This window comes from Pseudomonas sp. QS1027, assembly GCF_002814235.1.
Lineage (GTDB): Bacteria > Pseudomonadota > Gammaproteobacteria > Pseudomonadales > Pseudomonadaceae > Aquipseudomonas.
Map to the genome: position 1 here is coordinate 40,120 of NZ_PHSU01000016.1, position 16,444 is coordinate 56,563.

Sequence of the window (16,444 nt, forward strand, 5' to 3'; positions counted from 1 at the left end):
GCCTGGCGCTATTCACACTGTCCGTTCGGCCACCCGGACTGTACGGTAGGCAGGTCGGACTTGCGCTCCAGCAACTCGGCGTGCAAACGCAGGCAACGCTCGTAATCACGCCTGGCCATATTGTCGATCGTGATATTGCCCACCTCCTCCAGCTCCGTCCGCTCGCCAATGCGGATATCCACCAGAGGCGCCTCGGGTTTCAGCTGAAACAGGCTGGGCGACTTCTCGTCAGACACGCCAGGCGTCTGCACCTGAGTGGCCACCGGCAACTGGTCCGGCGTCACGCCGTAACGCTCCAACAGGGAACTCTCGGGCAATGGCTCACCCACGGCGACACAGGCGGACAAGGTCAGGCCGACACCCACGCCCTGGGTTTTGAAACAACTCATACACAACACTCGCTTTCTTTGACTGCACTCGCCCCCACGCGCCGGCGTGGGGCTGAAACACCTGACGCAGAGGGTCTGGCGTCGTATTACCCTACAACGAAAAAAACGACTGGCAGGCGAAAAATTTACCACCCGGGCCCACAAACCGCTCATCGCCACAGCTTCAGCGCCGAATCCTCGGGCCTTGAACCCCGCTTGCAGAACCAACAGCGCGCAAGCCCAACCACCACAGGTCGCCTACGGATATACCGGGCAACCCAAACCCTGCGAGCATGCTCCGATACCCATGAACGGGAGATTGCCATGAGCCGCGCCTTCGTCAATGAAGACAACGCCGCCGCCCAGGCCGAGCAGCCGGTGGAACGCCAGGTCAGTACACAGCCCAATTACGTCACCCCACAGGGCCTGGCGCAATTGCACGCCCGCGTGGCGGCGCTGCAAGCCGAGTACAGCCAGCAAAGCGCCCTGGGCGAGGCCACCGACAAACAGCGCCAGGCCGATATCGAACGCGACCTGCGCTACTTCAATCAACGCCTCTCCAGCGCCCAGCTCGCCACGCCGGCGACCTCCACCGAGGTGGTGCAGATCGGCAGCCGCGTGACCTTCGCCAACGAACAGGACGAAGAGCAACAGGTACAGCTGGTCGGCGAAGACGAGGCGGATGCCGCACACGGCTTGATCAATTGGGGCTCGCCCCTGGGGCGGGCGTTGCTGGGTGCGCGCCTGGGCGATGAAGTACTGTGGAAACGACCGGCGGGGGATCAGTCGATCGAGATCCTGCGGATCGAACCGGCTTAGGGGGCCCCCATAAAAAACGGAGCCCCGAAGGGCTCCGCTTTTTCAACCACCGACCCGATCAGGCCAGTTTCTTGTGCCGTACACGGTGCGGCTGGGCCGCAGCGTCGCCGAGGCGCTTCTTGCGGTCGGCTTCGTACTCGGTGTAGTTACCTTCGAAGAACACCGCCTGCGAATCGTCTTCGTAGGCCAGGATGTGCGTTGCCACCCGGTCCAGGAACCACCGATCGTGGGAGATCACAATGGCCGCGCCCGGGAAGTCCAGCAGGGCCTCTTCCAGGGAACGCAAGGTTTCCACGTCGAGGTCGTTGGACGGTTCGTCGAGCAGCAGGACGTTGCCGCCCTCTTTCAAGGTCAACGCCAGGTGCAAGCGACCACGCTCACCACCGGACAGGTCCTTGACGAACTTCTGCTGGTCGCCGCCCTTGAAGTTGAAACGGCCGACATAGGTGCGCGACGGAATCTCGTAGTTGCCGATACGGATCTGGTCGGAACCGTCGGAAATCTGCTGGAACACCGTCTTGCTGCCATCGAGGTCGTCGCGGCTCTGATCGACGCAGGCCAACTGCACGGTTTCACCGATCTCGATGCTGCCCGAGTCCGGGGTTTCCTTGCCCATCAGCATGCGGAACAGGGTCGACTTACCGGCACCGTTACCACCGATCACGCCGACAATCGCGCCCTTGGGCATGCTGAACGACAGGTTGTCGATCAGTACGCGGTCGCCATAACCCTTGCTGACGTTCTTGAACTCGATGACCTTGTCGCCCAGGCGCGGACCGGCCGGGATATAGATCTCGTTGGTCTCGCTGCGCTTCTGGAATTCCTGCGACTGCATTTCTTCGAAACGCTGCAGACGGGCCTTGGATTTCGACTGGCGGGCCTTGGCGCCTTTGCGCACCCACTCCAGTTCTTCCTTCATGGCCTTTTCATGGGCCGACTGCTGCTTGGATTCAGCGGCCAGACGATCGGACTTGGCTTCCAGCCAGCCCGAGTAGTTGCCTTCGTACGGGATACCGGCGCCGCGGTCGAGTTCGAGAATCCAGCCGGCCACGTTGTCCAGGAAGTAACGGTCGTGCGTGATCGCAACCACGGTACCCGGGAAGTCGTGCAGGAAGTGCTCCAGCCAGGCCACGGAATCGGCATCCAGGTGGTTGGTCGGTTCGTCGAGCAGCAGCATGTCCGGGGCCGACAGCAGCAGGCGGCACAAGGCCACGCGGCGCTTTTCACCGCCGGACAGGTGTTCGACCTTGGCGTCCCAGGCCGGCAGGCGCAGCGCATCGGCGGCGACTTCCAGCTGGCGTTCCAGGTTGTGGCCGTCGCTGGCCTGCAGGATCGCCTCGAGTTTGGCCTGTTCGGCGGCCAGCTTGTCGAAATCGGCATCCGGATCGGCGTAGGCGGCGTAGACTTCATCCAGGCGGGCCTGGGCGTCCTTGATCACGCTGACCGCTTCCTCGACCACTTCACGGACCGTCTTGCTCGGATCGAGTTGCGGCTCCTGGGGCAGGTAGCCGATATTCAACTCGGGCATCGGCCGGGCTTCACCGTCGAACTCGGTGTCGACGCCCGCCATGATTTTCAGCAAGGTGGATTTACCCGAACCGTTCAAGCCCAGTACGCCGATCTTGGCGCCCGGGAAAAACGACAGGGAGATGTTTTTCAGGATTTCCCGCTTCGGCGGAACAACTTTGCTCAGCCGATGCATGGTGAAGACGTATTGAGCCATGGAGAACCTAGCGTCAGTGACAGATGAATAAGGGCGCGAGCGGTACCCGCAGTGAACAGTCACCGTGTGTCAGCCAAGAGTTCATCCATGGCCGCACCGGTCGATACCCTTGTATAGGGAGCGTGAATTGCTGGCGCGTAACCGGTAAAACTACCTGAATGCGGCAGACAGGGCAAACCGCTCGGTCGAACAGGACTGGCACTTTGCCACAACTCAAGGCATGCTAGCCGCCCTTCGGGCGTCCGGCTTATAGTGCATGTCGCGCCAATCCAGCCCAACCGCAGGATCACAGTTTGACCAACGCCAATCCGCCATCGTCCGCGCGTGGAGCCAACCCGGCCTCGACTCCACCCCTGCGCGGGACACTCAAAGGCATACTGGCCACGCTGGTGCTGTTCCTGCTCGTCCTGCTGTTTTGGCAACTGATCGATCAATTCCAGCAAACCCGCCAGCTGCACCGCCAGAACAGCATCGACTCGAGCGCCGACATGGCCGAGCGCGTCAGCCTGAACATGGCGCTCAATGCGCAGATCGCCCTCAATCTACTACCGATCTTCGACAAACCCAACAACCGCGAAGAACTGCTGGCCCTGCTCGACCGGGTCCGCGTGTCGATGCCGGACCTGCAAAGCATCGCCCTGCTCGACGACAAGGGCGTCCTGATCAGCGACAGCGCCGCCGACAGCCATGACGCCGCCTTCCTCGCCGAACAGATCAAGCACAGCAACCGCAAACAGGCCTACTACTTCACCAATGACGATCACGGCTCGGCCGTTCACCTGCTGTTGCAGCAGGCCAGTGGCGAAAGCAATGGCTATTGGGTCCTGCGCCTGTCACCCCGGCTGTTCCAGGACCTCACTCGCCAGGGCAATCAGGATTCAGGGGCCAGTTGGCTGATCGAGAACCGCAACAACCACCTGGTGATCAGCCGGGACGATGACATCGCGCCCAAGCCTGCGCTGCTGAACGCCGACGAAGAAGCCAACAGCGTGCTGGTGGCCCCATTGTCCAACAGCGACTGGCAACTGCGCGGCCTGTTCGATCCGCGCAAGGTGATCGAGGACCTGCTCCCGGCCCTGATCGGCAAGTGCCTGCTGGGACTGGGACTGTCGCTGCTGCCGGTGCTGGCGCTGCTCAACATGCGCCGGCGCCAGCTCCAGGTCACTGAGGGACGCCGGCGCTACCAGGATATTTTCGAGGGCACCGGCGTGGCGCTTTGCGTCCTCGACCTGTCCGGGCTGCCGGGTTTCCTCGAACAGCATCGCCTGCTGGACAGCGAGTCGCTCAAGCACTGGATCGCCCACGACCCCGAGCACCGCCGGCTGTTGATGCAGGAATTGCGGATCACCGAGATCAACCTGGTGGCCCTGCGCCTGCTCAATGTCGATTCCCGTGAAAGCGCCTGGCAATGCCTGATCGAGGGCTGCCCGAGCAATGCCGCCGGTATCGGCTACGCGCTGGTCGAAGCCTTGGTGAACCACCAGCACCAGCTGGAACTGGAGATCAAGCTCAGCCACGGCCAGGGCCAGGACCAGCACCTGTGGCTGGTCATGCGCCTGCCGGAAGACTCGAGCGACTATTCCTCGGTGATCCTCAGCATCACCGACATCACCAGCCGCAAACTGATCGAGCTGTCGTTGCTGGAGCGCGAGGGCTTCTGGTCGGACGTGGTGCGTACCGTGCCGGATCACCTGTATGTGCAGGATGTGATCAGCCAGCGGATGATCTTCAGCAACCACCACCTGGGTCAGACCCTCGGCTACAACAAGACCGAACTGCACCAGATGGGCGAGTACTTCTGGGAAATCCTGTTGCACCCCGAAGACGCCGAGCACTATCACCGCCTGCGCCAGCAGCAGCGCCATGCCGGTTACAGCCAGTTGCTCCAGTGCCAGCTGCGTTTCCGTCATCGCAACGAGCACTGGCGGCACTTCGAAGTCCGCGAGCAGGCCCTGGCCCGGGACAAGTACGACCAGGTCACACGCATCATCGGCGTGGCCAAGGACGTCACCGACCAGATCGAGGCCAGCGAGTCCCTGCGCGACAGCGAGAAACGCTACCGGATGCTCGCCGAAAGCATCAGCGACGTGATCTTCTCCACCGACAGCCGACTGAGCCTGAACTACGTCAGCCCCTCGGTCCTGGCGGTGCTCGGTTATGAAGTCGACTGGGTGTTCCAGCATGGCTGGCAGTCGACCATTGCCAACCCGCAGCAACTCAACGGCATCTACCTGTTGATGGAGCGGGTCAACAAGGCCCTGGACAAACCCGAGGAACTGACCGAACTGCGCGAACAGGTGCAGACTCAGTTGTTCCTGTTCGACTGCCTGAAGGCCGACGGACGCAAGATCCCCATCGAGTTGCGCCTGGTGCTGGTGTGGGACGAACACGGTGGCTTCGAGGGCATCCTCGGCGTCGGCCGCGACATCAGCCAGCAGCGCCGCGCGGAAAAAGACCTGCGCATGGCCGCGACGGTTTTCGAGCACTCGACCTCGGCGATCCTGATCACCGACCCGGCCGGCTACATTGTCCAGGCCAACGAAGCGTTCAGCCGGGTCAGCGGCTACGCCGTGGCCGACGTGCTGGACCAGTTGCCAAACCTGCTCACCGTCGACGACCAGCAGGAAGCCCACCTGCGTTATGTGCTCAAGCAACTGGAGCAGCACAACACCTGGGAAGGCGAAGTCTGGCTCAAGCGCCGTAACGGCGAGCACTACCCGGCCTGGGTCGGCATTACCGCTGTGCTCGACGATGAAGGCGACCTGGCCAGCTACGTGTGCTTCTTCACCGACATCAGCGAGCGCAAGGCCAGCGAACAACGGATTCACCGCCTGGCCTACTACGACGCCCTGACCCACCTGCCCAACCGCACGCTGTTCCAGGACCGCCTGCACACCGCGCTGCAACAGGCCGAGCGGCAGAAGTCCTGGGTGGTGCTGATGTTCCTCGACCTGGACCGTTTCAAACCGATCAACGACTCCCTGGGCCACGCCGCCGGCGACCGCATGCTCAAGGAAATGGCCACCCGCCTGCTGGCCTGCGTGGCCGACGACGACACCGTGGCGCGCATGGGCGGCGACGAGTTCACCCTCCTGCTGCAACCGCGGGCCACCCGGGAAATGGCCTTGAACCGGGCCATCAATGTCGCCGAGCAGATTCTCACCAGCCTGGTGACGCCGTTCGTGCTCGAAGGCCGCGAGTTCTTCGTCACCGCCAGTATCGGCATCGCCCTGAGCCCGCAGGATGGCAGCGAGCTCAGCCAGCTGATGAAAAACGCCGACACCGCGATGTACCACGCCAAGGAACGCGGCAAGAACAACTTCCAGTTCTACCAGGCCGACATGAACGCCAGCGCCCTGGAACGCCTGGAGCTGGAAAGCGACCTGCGCCATGCCCTGGAGCAGAACGAATTCGTGCTGTATTACCAGCCGCAGTTCAGTGGCGACGGCAAGCGCCTGACCGGTGCCGAAGCCCTGCTGCGCTGGCGCCACCCACGCCGTGGCCTGGTGCCGCCAGGGGATTTCATTCCGGTACTGGAAGAGCTCGGGCTGGTGGTGGATGTCGGTGACTGGGTGCTGGCCGAAGCCTGCCGCCAGCTCAAGGCCTGGCACCTGGCCAAGGTGCGGGTGCCGAAGGTCTCGGTGAACATCTCGGCGCGGCAGTTCTCCGACGGCCAGTTGGGCACGCGGATCGCCAACATTCTCAAGGAGACCGGCGTGTCGCCGGCCTGCCTGGAGCTGGAACTGACCGAAAGTATCCTGATGCGCGAAGTCAGCGAGGCCATGCTGATTCTCGCCGGCCTGAAGAACCTCGGGCTGAGCATCGCCGTGGACGACTTCGGCACCGGCTACTCGTCGCTGAACTACCTCAAGCAGTTCCCGATCGACGTGCTGAAGATCGACCGCACCTTCGTCGACGGCCTGCCGTCGGGCGAACAGGATGCCCAGATCGCCCGGGCCATCATCGCCATGGCCCATAGCCTGAACCTCGCGGTGATCGCCGAAGGCGTGGAAACCCACGAACAACTCGACTTCCTGCGCGAGCACGGTTGCGACGAAGTGCAGGGTTATCTGTTCGGCCGGCCAATGGCGCCCAACCGCTTTGAAGCGCAGTTCAGCAATGATGCGCTGTTCATGTTCGACTGAGCCCTGTGGCGAGCGGGCTTGCCCGCGCTCGGCTGCGAAGCAGTCGTAAAACCTGTGACTGCGCTCAGCCTGACACAATGAGGTCGCGGATTTTAGGGCCGCTTCGCAGCCCGGCGCGGGCAAGCCCGCTCGCCACATAGATCTCAGGTGAGCGCCGCTTATCTGCGACATGATGCCCTTTCATATGCCAGATAAAACCTGTTGGGTTAGAATGCTTTCCTTTTCTGCCCCCGATCCTTGAGGACCGCCATGTTCAGCCGTGATTTGACTATTGCCAAGTACGACGCCGATCTCTTTGCCGCCATGGAGCAAGAAGCTCAGCGCCAGGAAGAGCACATCGAGCTGATCGCCTCGGAAAACTACACCAGCCCTGCGGTGATGGAAGCCCAGGGTTCGGTCCTGACCAACAAGTACGCCGAAGGTTACCCGGGCAAGCGTTACTACGGCGGTTGCGAGTTCGTCGACATCGTTGAGCAGCTGGCCATCGACCGCGCCAAGGAACTGTTCGGCGCCGATTACGCCAACGTCCAGCCACACGCCGGTTCCCAGGCCAACTCGGCCGTTTACCTGGCCCTGCTGCAAGGCGGCGACACCATCCTGGGCATGAGCCTGGCCCACGGCGGCCACCTGACCCACGGTGCCAGCGTTTCCTCCTCCGGCAAGCTGTACAACGCCGTTCAATACGGTATCGATGCCAACGGCCTGATCGACTACGACGAAGTCGAGCGCCTGGCGGTCGAGCACAAGCCGAAAATGATCGTGGCCGGTTTCTCCGCCTACTCGCAGATCCTCGACTTCCCACGTTTCCGTGAGATCGCCGACAAGGTCGGTGCCTACCTGTTCGTCGACATGGCCCACGTGGCCGGTCTGGTCGCCGCCGGCGTCTACCCGAACCCGGTGCCGTTCGCCGACGTGGTCACCACCACCACCCACAAGACCCTGCGCGGTCCACGTGGCGGCCTGATCCTCGCTCGCGCCAACGCCGAGATCGAGAAGAAGCTGAACTCCGCGGTATTCCCGGGCGCTCAGGGCGGCCCGCTGGAGCACGTGATCGCGGCCAAGGCGATCTGCTTCAAGGAAGCGCTGCAGCCTGAGTTCAAGGTCTACCAGCAACAAGTGGTGAAAAACGCCCAGGCCATGGCCGAAGTGTTCATCGAACGCGGTTTCGACGTGGTTTCCGGCGGTACCAAGAACCACCTGTTCCTGCTCTCGCTGATCAAGCAGGACATCTCCGGTAAAGACGCCGACGCCGCACTGGGCAAAGCCTTCATCACCGTGAACAAGAACTCGGTGCCGAACGACCCACGCTCCCCGTTCGTCACTTCCGGTCTGCGTTTCGGTACCCCGGCTGTCACCACCCGTGGCTTCAAGGAAACCGAATGCCGCGAACTGGCCGGCTGGATCTGCGACATCCTGGCTGACCTGAACAACGAAGCGGTGATCGACGCCGTTCGCGAGAAGGTCAAGGCCATCTGCAAGAAGCTTCCGGTTTACGGCGCCTGATAGCAGCTCGCTGAAAGCCCAGCTGGCCGACAGGCCAGCATGCTGAAACCAATGCCCCGACTTGTCGGGGCATTGGTGTTTTTGTCGCGTGCAAAAGCCAGGTCTTTACAGCTTGCCATCCGCTTTCAGGCACAAAGACGGAAACGCCTGTCGGTCACTGACGACTTTCGCCAATACGTCTATCGATGTGCAAAGGACATGCTGATGCCTCATTCAAAACGAGGTTTCAGCCATGATAAAACCCATTATCCGAGGCGCGGCACTGGCCGTATTCAGCATCGCGTTCACCACGGCCGTACACGCAGACACAACCACGGATAACGAGTACAACTGCTTTGCACTCACGCCCTCGCCTCAGGCACCGCAAGGCGTTGAAGTCGCCCACGAAAAAATGCTCGCGACCACCGCGCAAGGCGCGGAAGTAAAAATGGCCCGCAAGTATCTCCAGGCTGAAACTGTTCGCTGCTTCTAGAACCGAAGACGTGCCGTCAACCGGCGGCCACTCGGTCCCCCTCCAAGAGCCTGGTCAACCATGACCGGGCTTTTTTTCGCCTGGAGCAAATTCGCCGCAAACCTTGAGCCAAAGCCTTCACGATCACTGAAGTCGCCCAACTGGTCAGACCGGTCCAACCAATTTCGCGAAAACCCCTTGTGATCCCGGAAAAACCGGGCGTAGACTGGCCTCGCACTGGACATACCGGTAAGACCACAACAATTAAGTTCCGAAGCTGCGGCCACAGGCACAGATCACGGAACGCCGACCAGGATCCTCCCCATGCTCAGATGGTGCTCGCGTTCGATTTTCCTTCAGGTTGTCCTTGGACTGGTGCTCGGCATCATCTGCGGACTCGCCCTTCCCGAATTTTCCGTCCAACTCAAACCCCTCGGCGACGGCTTTATCAAGTTGATCAAGATGCTGATCGGACTGATCGTCTTCTGCGTGGTGGTCAGTGGCATCTCCGGTGCCGGCGACCTGAAGAAAGTCGGGCGGATCGGCCTCAAGTCGGTGATCTACTTCGAAGTCCTGACCACCATCGCCCTGCTGATCGGGCTGATCCTGGCCTTCTCCACCGGCATCGGCAGTGGCGCCAATATTCACCTGGAGCAACTGTCCAAGGTGGCCCTGGGCGATCTCGCCGACCGTGGCCAGCACATGCGCGGAACCACGCAATTCCTGATGGACCTGATCCCCAACTCGGTGATCGGCGCCTTTGCCGACAACAACATCCTTCAAGTACTGCTGTTCTCCGTACTGTTCGGCAGTGCACTGAACCTGGTGGGCGAGTCGGCGTCGGGCATCTCCCGGTTGATCAATGAACTCAGCCACGTGATCTTCCGCATCATGGGCATGATCGTGCGCCTGGCGCCGATCGGGGTGTTCGGCGCCATCGCCTTCACCACCAGCACCTACGGCCTCGACTCGCTGCGCCAGCTGGGCAGCCTGGTGGCGCTGTTCTACGTGACCTGCCTGACCTTTGTGCTGGTGATCCTCGGCCTGGTGATGCGCCTTTCCGGCCTGCGGATCCTGCCCTTCCTCAAGTACCTGCGTGAAGAACTGCTGATCGTGATGGGTACCGCCTCCTCGGATGCCGTGTTGCCGCAGGTCATGCGCAAGCTCGAACACCTGGGGATCGGCAGCTCGACGGTGGGCCTGGTGATCCCGACCGGGTACTCGTTCAACCTCGACGGTTTCTCGATCTACCTGACCCTGGCCATCGTCTTTATCGCCAATGCCACCGGCACCCCACTGGCACTGACCGACCTGCTGACCATCCTGCTGGTGTCGCTGATCACCTCCAAGGGCGCCCACGGTATTCCCGGCTCGGCCCTGGTGATCCTCGCCGCCACCCTGACGGCCATCCCGGCGATCCCGGTGGTGGGGCTGGTGTTGGTGCTGGCGGTGGACTGGTTCATGGGCATCGGCCGGGCCATGACCAACCTGGTCGGCAACTGCGTGGCGACCGTGGCCATCGCCCGCTGGGAAAAGGACATCGATGTACAACGGGCCCACAAGGTCCTCGCTGGCCAGCAAGGTTATGCCTTTACGCCGAGAAAGCCGGCAGCACCGGCTCATCAGCAGGAATTCTGATGCAAGGCGCCCGGGGACGGGCGCTGGTACCGGCCCCGGGCCCGCGAAACAAGCGCCGCCCTCGGGCCGTGGCCTGACCGTTTTATCTGGAGAGAACCGTGATTACCTCAACCGTTGTCAATTCAGTGGTAGAAAAACTCAGGGCTGCCCTGGCCCGCGGCCAGTGGCGCCACGGTGAGATGCTGCCGGGCCAGCGCGAACTGGCCGAACAGCTGGGCATCAGCCGCCCCAGCCTGCGCGAAGCCGTGACCGTACTGGAAACCCTCGGCCTGGTGCGCTCGATGCCGGGCAAAGGGGTGGTGGTGCTCGACGCCGCTCCCAGTGAAACCTCGACCGCCCACAGCGGCGTGGCCGATGCCAGTCTCGAAGATGTGCTGCAACTGCGCTACACCCTGGAGCCGTTTATCGTCGGGCTGGTGGCGCAGTCCATCAGCAGCAAGGAGGTCGGCCAGTTGCGCCTGACCCTGATGGACATGCGTGAAGCCCTGGAGGCCAACGACAGCGAAGCCGGGATGAACGCCTACATCGCGTTCCATGAAGAACTGTTCGCCCTGACCTCCAACCCGATCTTCCAGAACGTGGTGCAGCAGACCAGCAACGCCCTCAAGCAGAGCGCCGAGGTCCTGCGCAATTCACCGGAACACCTGGCCGAACGCCTGCAGGAAAACGAGGCCGTGGTGCGCGCCATCCGCAACAAGAACAGCGCGCAGGCCAGCGCGGAAATGCGTCGCCATATCCTCCAGGAAGGCCGGCGCATGGGCATCGAACTCACCATCCCGGACGACCATCCGGGCAGTACCGAGCAGTAACCCACCCGCCAAGGGGAGACCGGATATGAACAGCGTTGCGACACCTCTGCCCTTCACCACCCGACGTGCCGTGGTGCCGCCAAAGGGCCCGGCTTTCTGCGCCGAGACGCTCTACGCCCAGGTGTTCGAAGACATCCTCGAGCGCCAGTTTGCCGAGGGGTTGAGTGAGGAGGCCTTGATACGCGCCTATGGCGCGGGTCGTAGCCAGGTGCGCCGGGTCATGAGCCGCCTGGCGCGGCAACAGGTCATTCTCACCCGCCCCAACCAACGCGCCCGGGTCGCCGAACCGGATGCCGAACAGATCCGCCAGACCCTGCAAGCCCGGCGTCTGGCGGAGATCAGCGTCATCGAGCTGGTGTGTGCCAAGGCCGATGGGCTGACGCTCGCGCCGCTGCGCACGCTGGTCGCCCGTGAACGCCAGAATGCCGAAGCCGGCCGGCAGAGCACCGCGACCAGGCTCGGCGGCGAGTTTCATCTGGAGTTGGCCAGGCTGGCCGGCAACGCACCCCTGGCGCATTTTCTCGGCGGGCTGGTGCCGTTGACCGGGTTGGCCCTGGCGCAGCATTCGACGCGAGTCGAGGATTGGCGAGTACGTGAGGCCCTGGTTGCCGCCGTGGAGAATGGCGATACCGGGGCGGCTACCGGGCGGTTGACGGAGTACCTGGATCGGCTTGCCGTCCTGCAGTGGTCCTGAGTCCGCCAAAATCTCCCCAGGAAGCCAGCCGTCCCAGTTAAACGCGGACTCAACCGTGGCAAGCGGGCTTGCCTTGATGCCGTTCAGTCAAGGGGAATGGAATATTGAAAACGCCACTTAACCTGTAGGAGCAGGGCTTGCCCGCGAAGCTTTTAGCGATCTTGAGGCCCTTTCGCTGGCAAGTCATGCTCCTACAAGGACGGTGTTCGGCCTTAACTGAACGGTATTAGGGTTTGCCCAGTCACCACAGTGCTCACGTCAAGCCGTCGCGACCTTCGCAAAGCCTTCGCGAATCTTCTCTTCCGGCAGGTCATCGGCAACGAACACGATCACGCTCTCCCGCGCAGCGCCCTCTTCCCACTCGGTATCCCAGTCGAAACCGTAGAGTTTGAGCACCCCCTGGAACACCATGCGGCGCGGCTCCCCGGCGATGTTCAGCACGCCCTTGTAGCGCAGCAACTGTTTGCCGTGATCTTCCAGCAGTTCGTTCATGAACTCGCTGAGCTTGTCGATATCCAGCGGCTGGTCGGTACGCAGCACCAGGCTGGAGATGCGGTCGATGGACGCGGCCTTGCTGACCGGACGCAGACTCAAGCCGCCGCCCAGGTCGGCATTGAGGTTGAAACCGCGCACATCGAGCAGCTCCGCCAGATCAATATTGCCGTGTTCGACGATGCGGATCGGAGCCCGACGATTGATCCGCGTCAGCCGTTCGCTCAGGGCACTAAACGTCGCGTCATCCACCAGGTCGCGCTTGCTCACCAGCAGCCGGTCGGCAAAGCCGATCTGCGCCTGGGCAATGGCCTGGGTCAGGTGGTGCTCGGCATGGGCCGCGTCCACCAGGGTGATGATGCCGTCGAGCAGGTAACGCTCGCGCAGTTCCTCGTCGATAAAAAAGGTCTGCGCCACCGGGGCCGGGTCGGCCAGGCCGGTGCACTCGATCACCAGCCGGTCGAAGGCGATCTCACCGCTGTCCAGGCGTTCCAGCAACAGATACAGGGCCTTGGTCAGGTCGGTGTGAATGGTGCAGCAGACGCAGCCGTTGGACAGCGTCATCACTTGCACCGGCTCGGCACCCAGCAGTTGGGTGTCGATGCCGGCGTCGCTGAATTCGTTCTCGATCACGGCGATTTTCAGGCCGTGTTCGGCTTTGAGCAGGTGGCGCAACAAGGTGGTCTTGCCGGCACCGAGGAAACCGCTCAGGACGGTCACAGGAATAGGAACTGACAAACAGAAATCTCCCATACGCTAAAAAACTGTAGGAGCCGGCTTGCTGGCGATGGCGTCCGAAAGATCGCCATCGCCAGCAAGCCGGCTCCTACAGTCACGGGGTGTTCAGCCTCAAGTGACCCAGGGCGCCCTCAATCGGACGCCACCCGGATCAACAGCACTTCGGCCCGCCCTTGCCGCCATAACGCGCTTCCTGGCGCTCCCGGAAGAACGCCTCATAGGTCATGACCGGCTTGTCCGGGTGCTTGTTCTGCATATGCTCGACGTAGGTGTCGTAGTCGGGCATGCCGACCATCAGGCGCGCGGCCTGACCGAGGTACTTACCGAGGCGACTCAGGTCGTTGAACATGGCGGTATTCCTCTTACGCTTCAGGCACGGCCTGGAACGGGGTTTCTTTGTCCGTGCGTTCCTTGTTGCCCCAGGCCGAAACACCGACCTTGATGGCATAGAACAGCACACTGAATACCACAAACAGGAAGAGTGCCGTCAACGCCGCGTTGGTATAGGCATTGAAGATCACGTGCTGCATCTGATTGATGTCCTTGGCCGGGGCAATCACCTGCCCGGCTTCCAACGCTACGCTGTATTTCTTCGCCAGGGAAAGGAAACCGATGGCCGGATTGGCGTCGAACAGCTTGATGAAGCCGGCGGTGGTGGTGCAGATCAACAGCCACGCCGCAGGCAGCAAGGTCACCCAGATATAGCGCTGGCGCTTCATCTTGATCAGCACCACGGTGCCGAGCATCAGCGCGATACCGGCGAGCATCTGATTGGAGATGCCGAACAGCGGCCACAAGGTGTTGATGCCGCCCAACGGGTCGATCACGCCCTGGTACAACAGGTAACCCCACATCGCCACACAACCGGCGGTGGCGATCAGGTTGGCGGTCCACGACTCGGTGCGCTTGAGCGCCGGGACGAAGGAACCGAGCAGGTCCTGCAGCATGAAACGTCCGGCACGGGTACCCGCATCTACCGCCGTCAGGATAAACAGCGCCTCGAACAGGATCGCGAAGTGGTACCAGAACGCCATGGTGTTTTCACCCGGCAGCACATGGTGGAGGATCTGCGCGATACCGACCGCCAGGGTCGGCGCACCGCCGGCGCGGGCCAGCACGGTGGTTTCACCGATGTCCTTGGCCACGGCCTGCAAAGCCTCGGGCGTAATCGCAAAGCCCCAACTGCTGACAGTCTGCGCCACCGCCACCACATCACCGCCGACCACGGCCGCCGGGCTGTTCATGGCGAAGTACACGCCTGGCTCGATCACCGAAGCGGCGACCATGGCCATGATGGCCACGAAGGACTCCATCAGCATACCGCCGTAACCGATGTAACGGGCGTTGGTTTCCTTGTCCAGCAGCTTGGGCGTGGTGCCGGAGGCGATCAGCGCGTGGAAGCCCGAGACGGCGCCACAGGCGATGGTGATGAACAGGAACGGGAACAGGCCGCCTTTCCACACCGGACCGGTGCCGTCGACGAACTGGGTCAGCGCCGGCATTTTCAGCACGGGCATGGTGATCAGGATGCCGATCGCCAGGGCGATGATGGTGCCGATCTTGAGGAAGGTCGACAGGTAGTCGCGCGGCGCCAGGATCAGCCAGACCGGCAACACCGCCGCGACAAAACCGTAACCGACCAGCATCCAGGTGATCTGTACACCGGTGAAGCTGAACGCCTTGGCCCAGACCGGATCGGCGGCAATCTGCCCGCCGAGCCAGATCGAACCGAGCAACAGGAGCACCCCGACAATCGAGATTTCACCGATGCGGCCCGGGCGGATATAGCGCATATAGATGCCCATGAACATCGCGATCGGGATGGTCGCCATCACCGTGAAAATGCCCCATGGACTCTCGGCCAGGGCCTTGACCACGATCAGCGCCAGCACCGCGAGGATGATGATCATGATCAGGAAGCAGCCGAACAGGGCGATGGTCCCCGGCACGCGGCCCATTTCCTCACGGACCATGTCCCCCAGGGAACGGCCGTTGCGGCGGGTGGAGAGGAACAGGACGATAAAGTCCTGCACGGCACCGGCGAACACCACGCCGGCAATCAGCCAGAGCGTACCGGGCAGGTAGCCCATCTGCGCCGCCAGCACCGGTCCGACCAGTGGCCCCGCGCCAGCGATGGCCGCGAAGTGGTGACCGAAAAGAATGTGTTTATTGGTCGGCACATAGTCCAGACCGTCGTTGTTGAGCACCGCCGGCGTGGCCCGATTGGCATCGAGCTGCATGACATTGCTGGCGATGAACAAACTGTAGTAACGATAGGCAACCAGATAGATCGCCACAGAGGCGACTACAATCCACAAGGCGTTGATCGCCTCGCCGCGGCGCAAGGCCACTACGCCCAGGGCGCATGCTCCAACGATCGCCAGCAGCAGCCAGGGTAAGTGGCGTAGCAGGCTATTATTATTTTTCATTTTTATATTCCAGCCAGAGAGGACAAGAAAGACAGCCACCTTGAGTTTAGCGCCAACAGGGCCAAAGGCCATACCCGACATAGGTCAGGAGCGGCTTTTTATTGCCCTCGTCATGTAGACACGGCGGTGGCTGGCGATGACCCTCGACGATAGCCCAGGACAGCAGAAACAGCGCGGTATCCGGCTATCCATCGCCAGCAGGCTCGCTCCTGCTGGCTGTGGAGGCTATAGTCAGTGAATCCGCCAAGGAGCCACGCCATGAGCGACCCGCATTCCAATCGACGCCAATTCAAACGTATTGATTTCGACGCCGACACCACCCTCAGCCAGGGCTCTACCGTCTGGTCGGCGCATCTGATCGACCTGTCGCTCAAGGGGTTGCTGCTTCAGCGGCCCGGTACCTGGGATGACAGCAACGAAGGCATCTTCCGTATCGACATTCGCCTGGCGGCGAACGCCCATGTCGAAATGGACGCCGAACTGGTGCACCGGGAAAAAGACCACCTGGGTTTCAAGTGCCTGCACATCGGCCTGGAATCAATCCAGCACCTGCGGCGCCTGATCGAGCTCAACCTCGCCGATGCGGCGGAGCTTGAGCGGGAACTCGGCGCCCTGATCGAACTGTAAAGAGCCTC

Annotated in this window: 13 protein-coding genes; 8 read left to right on the forward strand and 5 right to left on the reverse strand. The window is 62.1% G+C overall.

Features of this window, described 5'->3' with window-relative positions; translation table 11 throughout:
* Positions 1 to 8 precede the first annotated feature (8 nt).
* Complete coding sequence (locus CWE01_RS15685) at positions 9 to 389, reverse strand: hypothetical protein (RefSeq protein ID WP_100941449.1); 381 nt, start codon at positions 387 to 389, stop codon at positions 9 to 11.
* A gap of 303 nt (positions 390 to 692) precedes the next feature.
* Here CWE01_RS15685 and CWE01_RS15690 point away from each other — a divergent pair, with 303 nt between their 5' ends.
* On the forward strand, positions 693 to 1,187 hold the full coding sequence (locus tag CWE01_RS15690) for a GreA/GreB family elongation factor (protein WP_100941450.1): 495 nt from the start codon (positions 693 to 695) through the stop codon (positions 1,185 to 1,187).
* Positions 1,188 to 1,245: 58 nt separating this feature from the next.
* Here CWE01_RS15690 and ettA read toward each other — a convergent pair whose 3' ends face one another.
* Positions 1,246 to 2,910, reverse strand: a complete 1,665-nt coding sequence (gene ettA, locus CWE01_RS15695) for an energy-dependent translational throttle protein EttA (protein ID WP_100941451.1) — start codon at positions 2,908 to 2,910, stop codon at positions 1,246 to 1,248.
* Positions 2,911 to 3,203: 293 nt separating this feature from the next.
* Here ettA and CWE01_RS15700 point away from each other — a divergent pair, with 293 nt between their 5' ends.
* From CWE01_RS15700 to CWE01_RS15725, 6 genes are all read left to right on the forward strand, one after another.
* Positions 3,204 to 7,055 (forward strand): bifunctional diguanylate cyclase/phosphodiesterase, encoded by a 3,852-nt coding sequence (locus tag CWE01_RS15700; RefSeq protein ID WP_100941452.1) that lies wholly within the window; start codon positions 3,204 to 3,206, stop codon positions 7,053 to 7,055.
* Positions 7,056 to 7,304: 249 nt separating this feature from the next.
* Positions 7,305 to 8,558, forward strand: coding sequence for a serine hydroxymethyltransferase (gene glyA / locus CWE01_RS15705; RefSeq protein WP_100941453.1), 1,254 nt, complete (start codon positions 7,305 to 7,307; stop codon positions 8,556 to 8,558).
* Between the two features lie 232 nt (positions 8,559 to 8,790).
* Positions 8,791 to 9,030: a hypothetical protein gene (locus tag CWE01_RS15710; protein WP_100941454.1), complete on the forward strand. Its 240-nt coding sequence runs from the start codon at positions 8,791 to 8,793 to the stop codon at positions 9,028 to 9,030.
* A gap of 303 nt (positions 9,031 to 9,333) precedes the next feature.
* The gene (locus tag CWE01_RS15715) at positions 9,334 to 10,647 is read left to right on the forward strand and encodes a C4-dicarboxylate transporter DctA (RefSeq protein ID WP_100941455.1); all 1,314 of its coding nucleotides are present in this window, start codon (positions 9,334 to 9,336) and stop codon (positions 10,645 to 10,647) included.
* An 86-nt stretch (positions 10,648 to 10,733) separates the two neighbouring features.
* Positions 10,734 to 11,456 (forward strand): FadR/GntR family transcriptional regulator, encoded by a 723-nt coding sequence (locus CWE01_RS15720; protein WP_177410486.1) that lies wholly within the window; start codon positions 10,734 to 10,736, stop codon positions 11,454 to 11,456.
* Between the two features lie 25 nt (positions 11,457 to 11,481).
* Positions 11,482 to 12,150, forward strand: coding sequence for a GntR family transcriptional regulator (locus tag CWE01_RS15725; RefSeq protein WP_100941457.1), 669 nt, complete (start codon positions 11,482 to 11,484; stop codon positions 12,148 to 12,150).
* Between the two features lie 258 nt (positions 12,151 to 12,408).
* On the opposite strand, the gene yjiA is transcribed toward CWE01_RS15725, so the two are convergent.
* From yjiA to CWE01_RS15740, 3 genes are all read right to left on the reverse strand, one after another.
* Positions 12,409 to 13,395, reverse strand: coding sequence for a GTPase (gene yjiA / locus CWE01_RS15730; RefSeq protein WP_177410482.1), 987 nt, complete (start codon positions 13,393 to 13,395; stop codon positions 12,409 to 12,411).
* 136 nt (positions 13,396 to 13,531) lie between these two features.
* A complete protein-coding gene (locus CWE01_RS15735) occupies positions 13,532 to 13,729 on the reverse strand; it encodes a YbdD/YjiX family protein (RefSeq protein ID WP_017123431.1) in 198 nt (65 codons plus the stop codon).
* A gap of 13 nt (positions 13,730 to 13,742) precedes the next feature.
* Complete coding sequence (locus tag CWE01_RS15740) at positions 13,743 to 15,809, reverse strand: carbon starvation CstA family protein (protein WP_100941459.1); 2,067 nt, start codon at positions 15,807 to 15,809, stop codon at positions 13,743 to 13,745.
* Positions 15,810 to 16,067: 258 nt separating this feature from the next.
* On the opposite strand from CWE01_RS15740, the gene CWE01_RS15745 reads away from it, so the two are divergent.
* Entirely contained in the window at positions 16,068 to 16,436 is a 369-nt protein-coding gene (locus tag CWE01_RS15745) for a PilZ domain-containing protein (protein WP_100941460.1), read from the forward strand.
* The last annotated feature ends 8 nt before the right edge of the window (positions 16,437 to 16,444 follow it).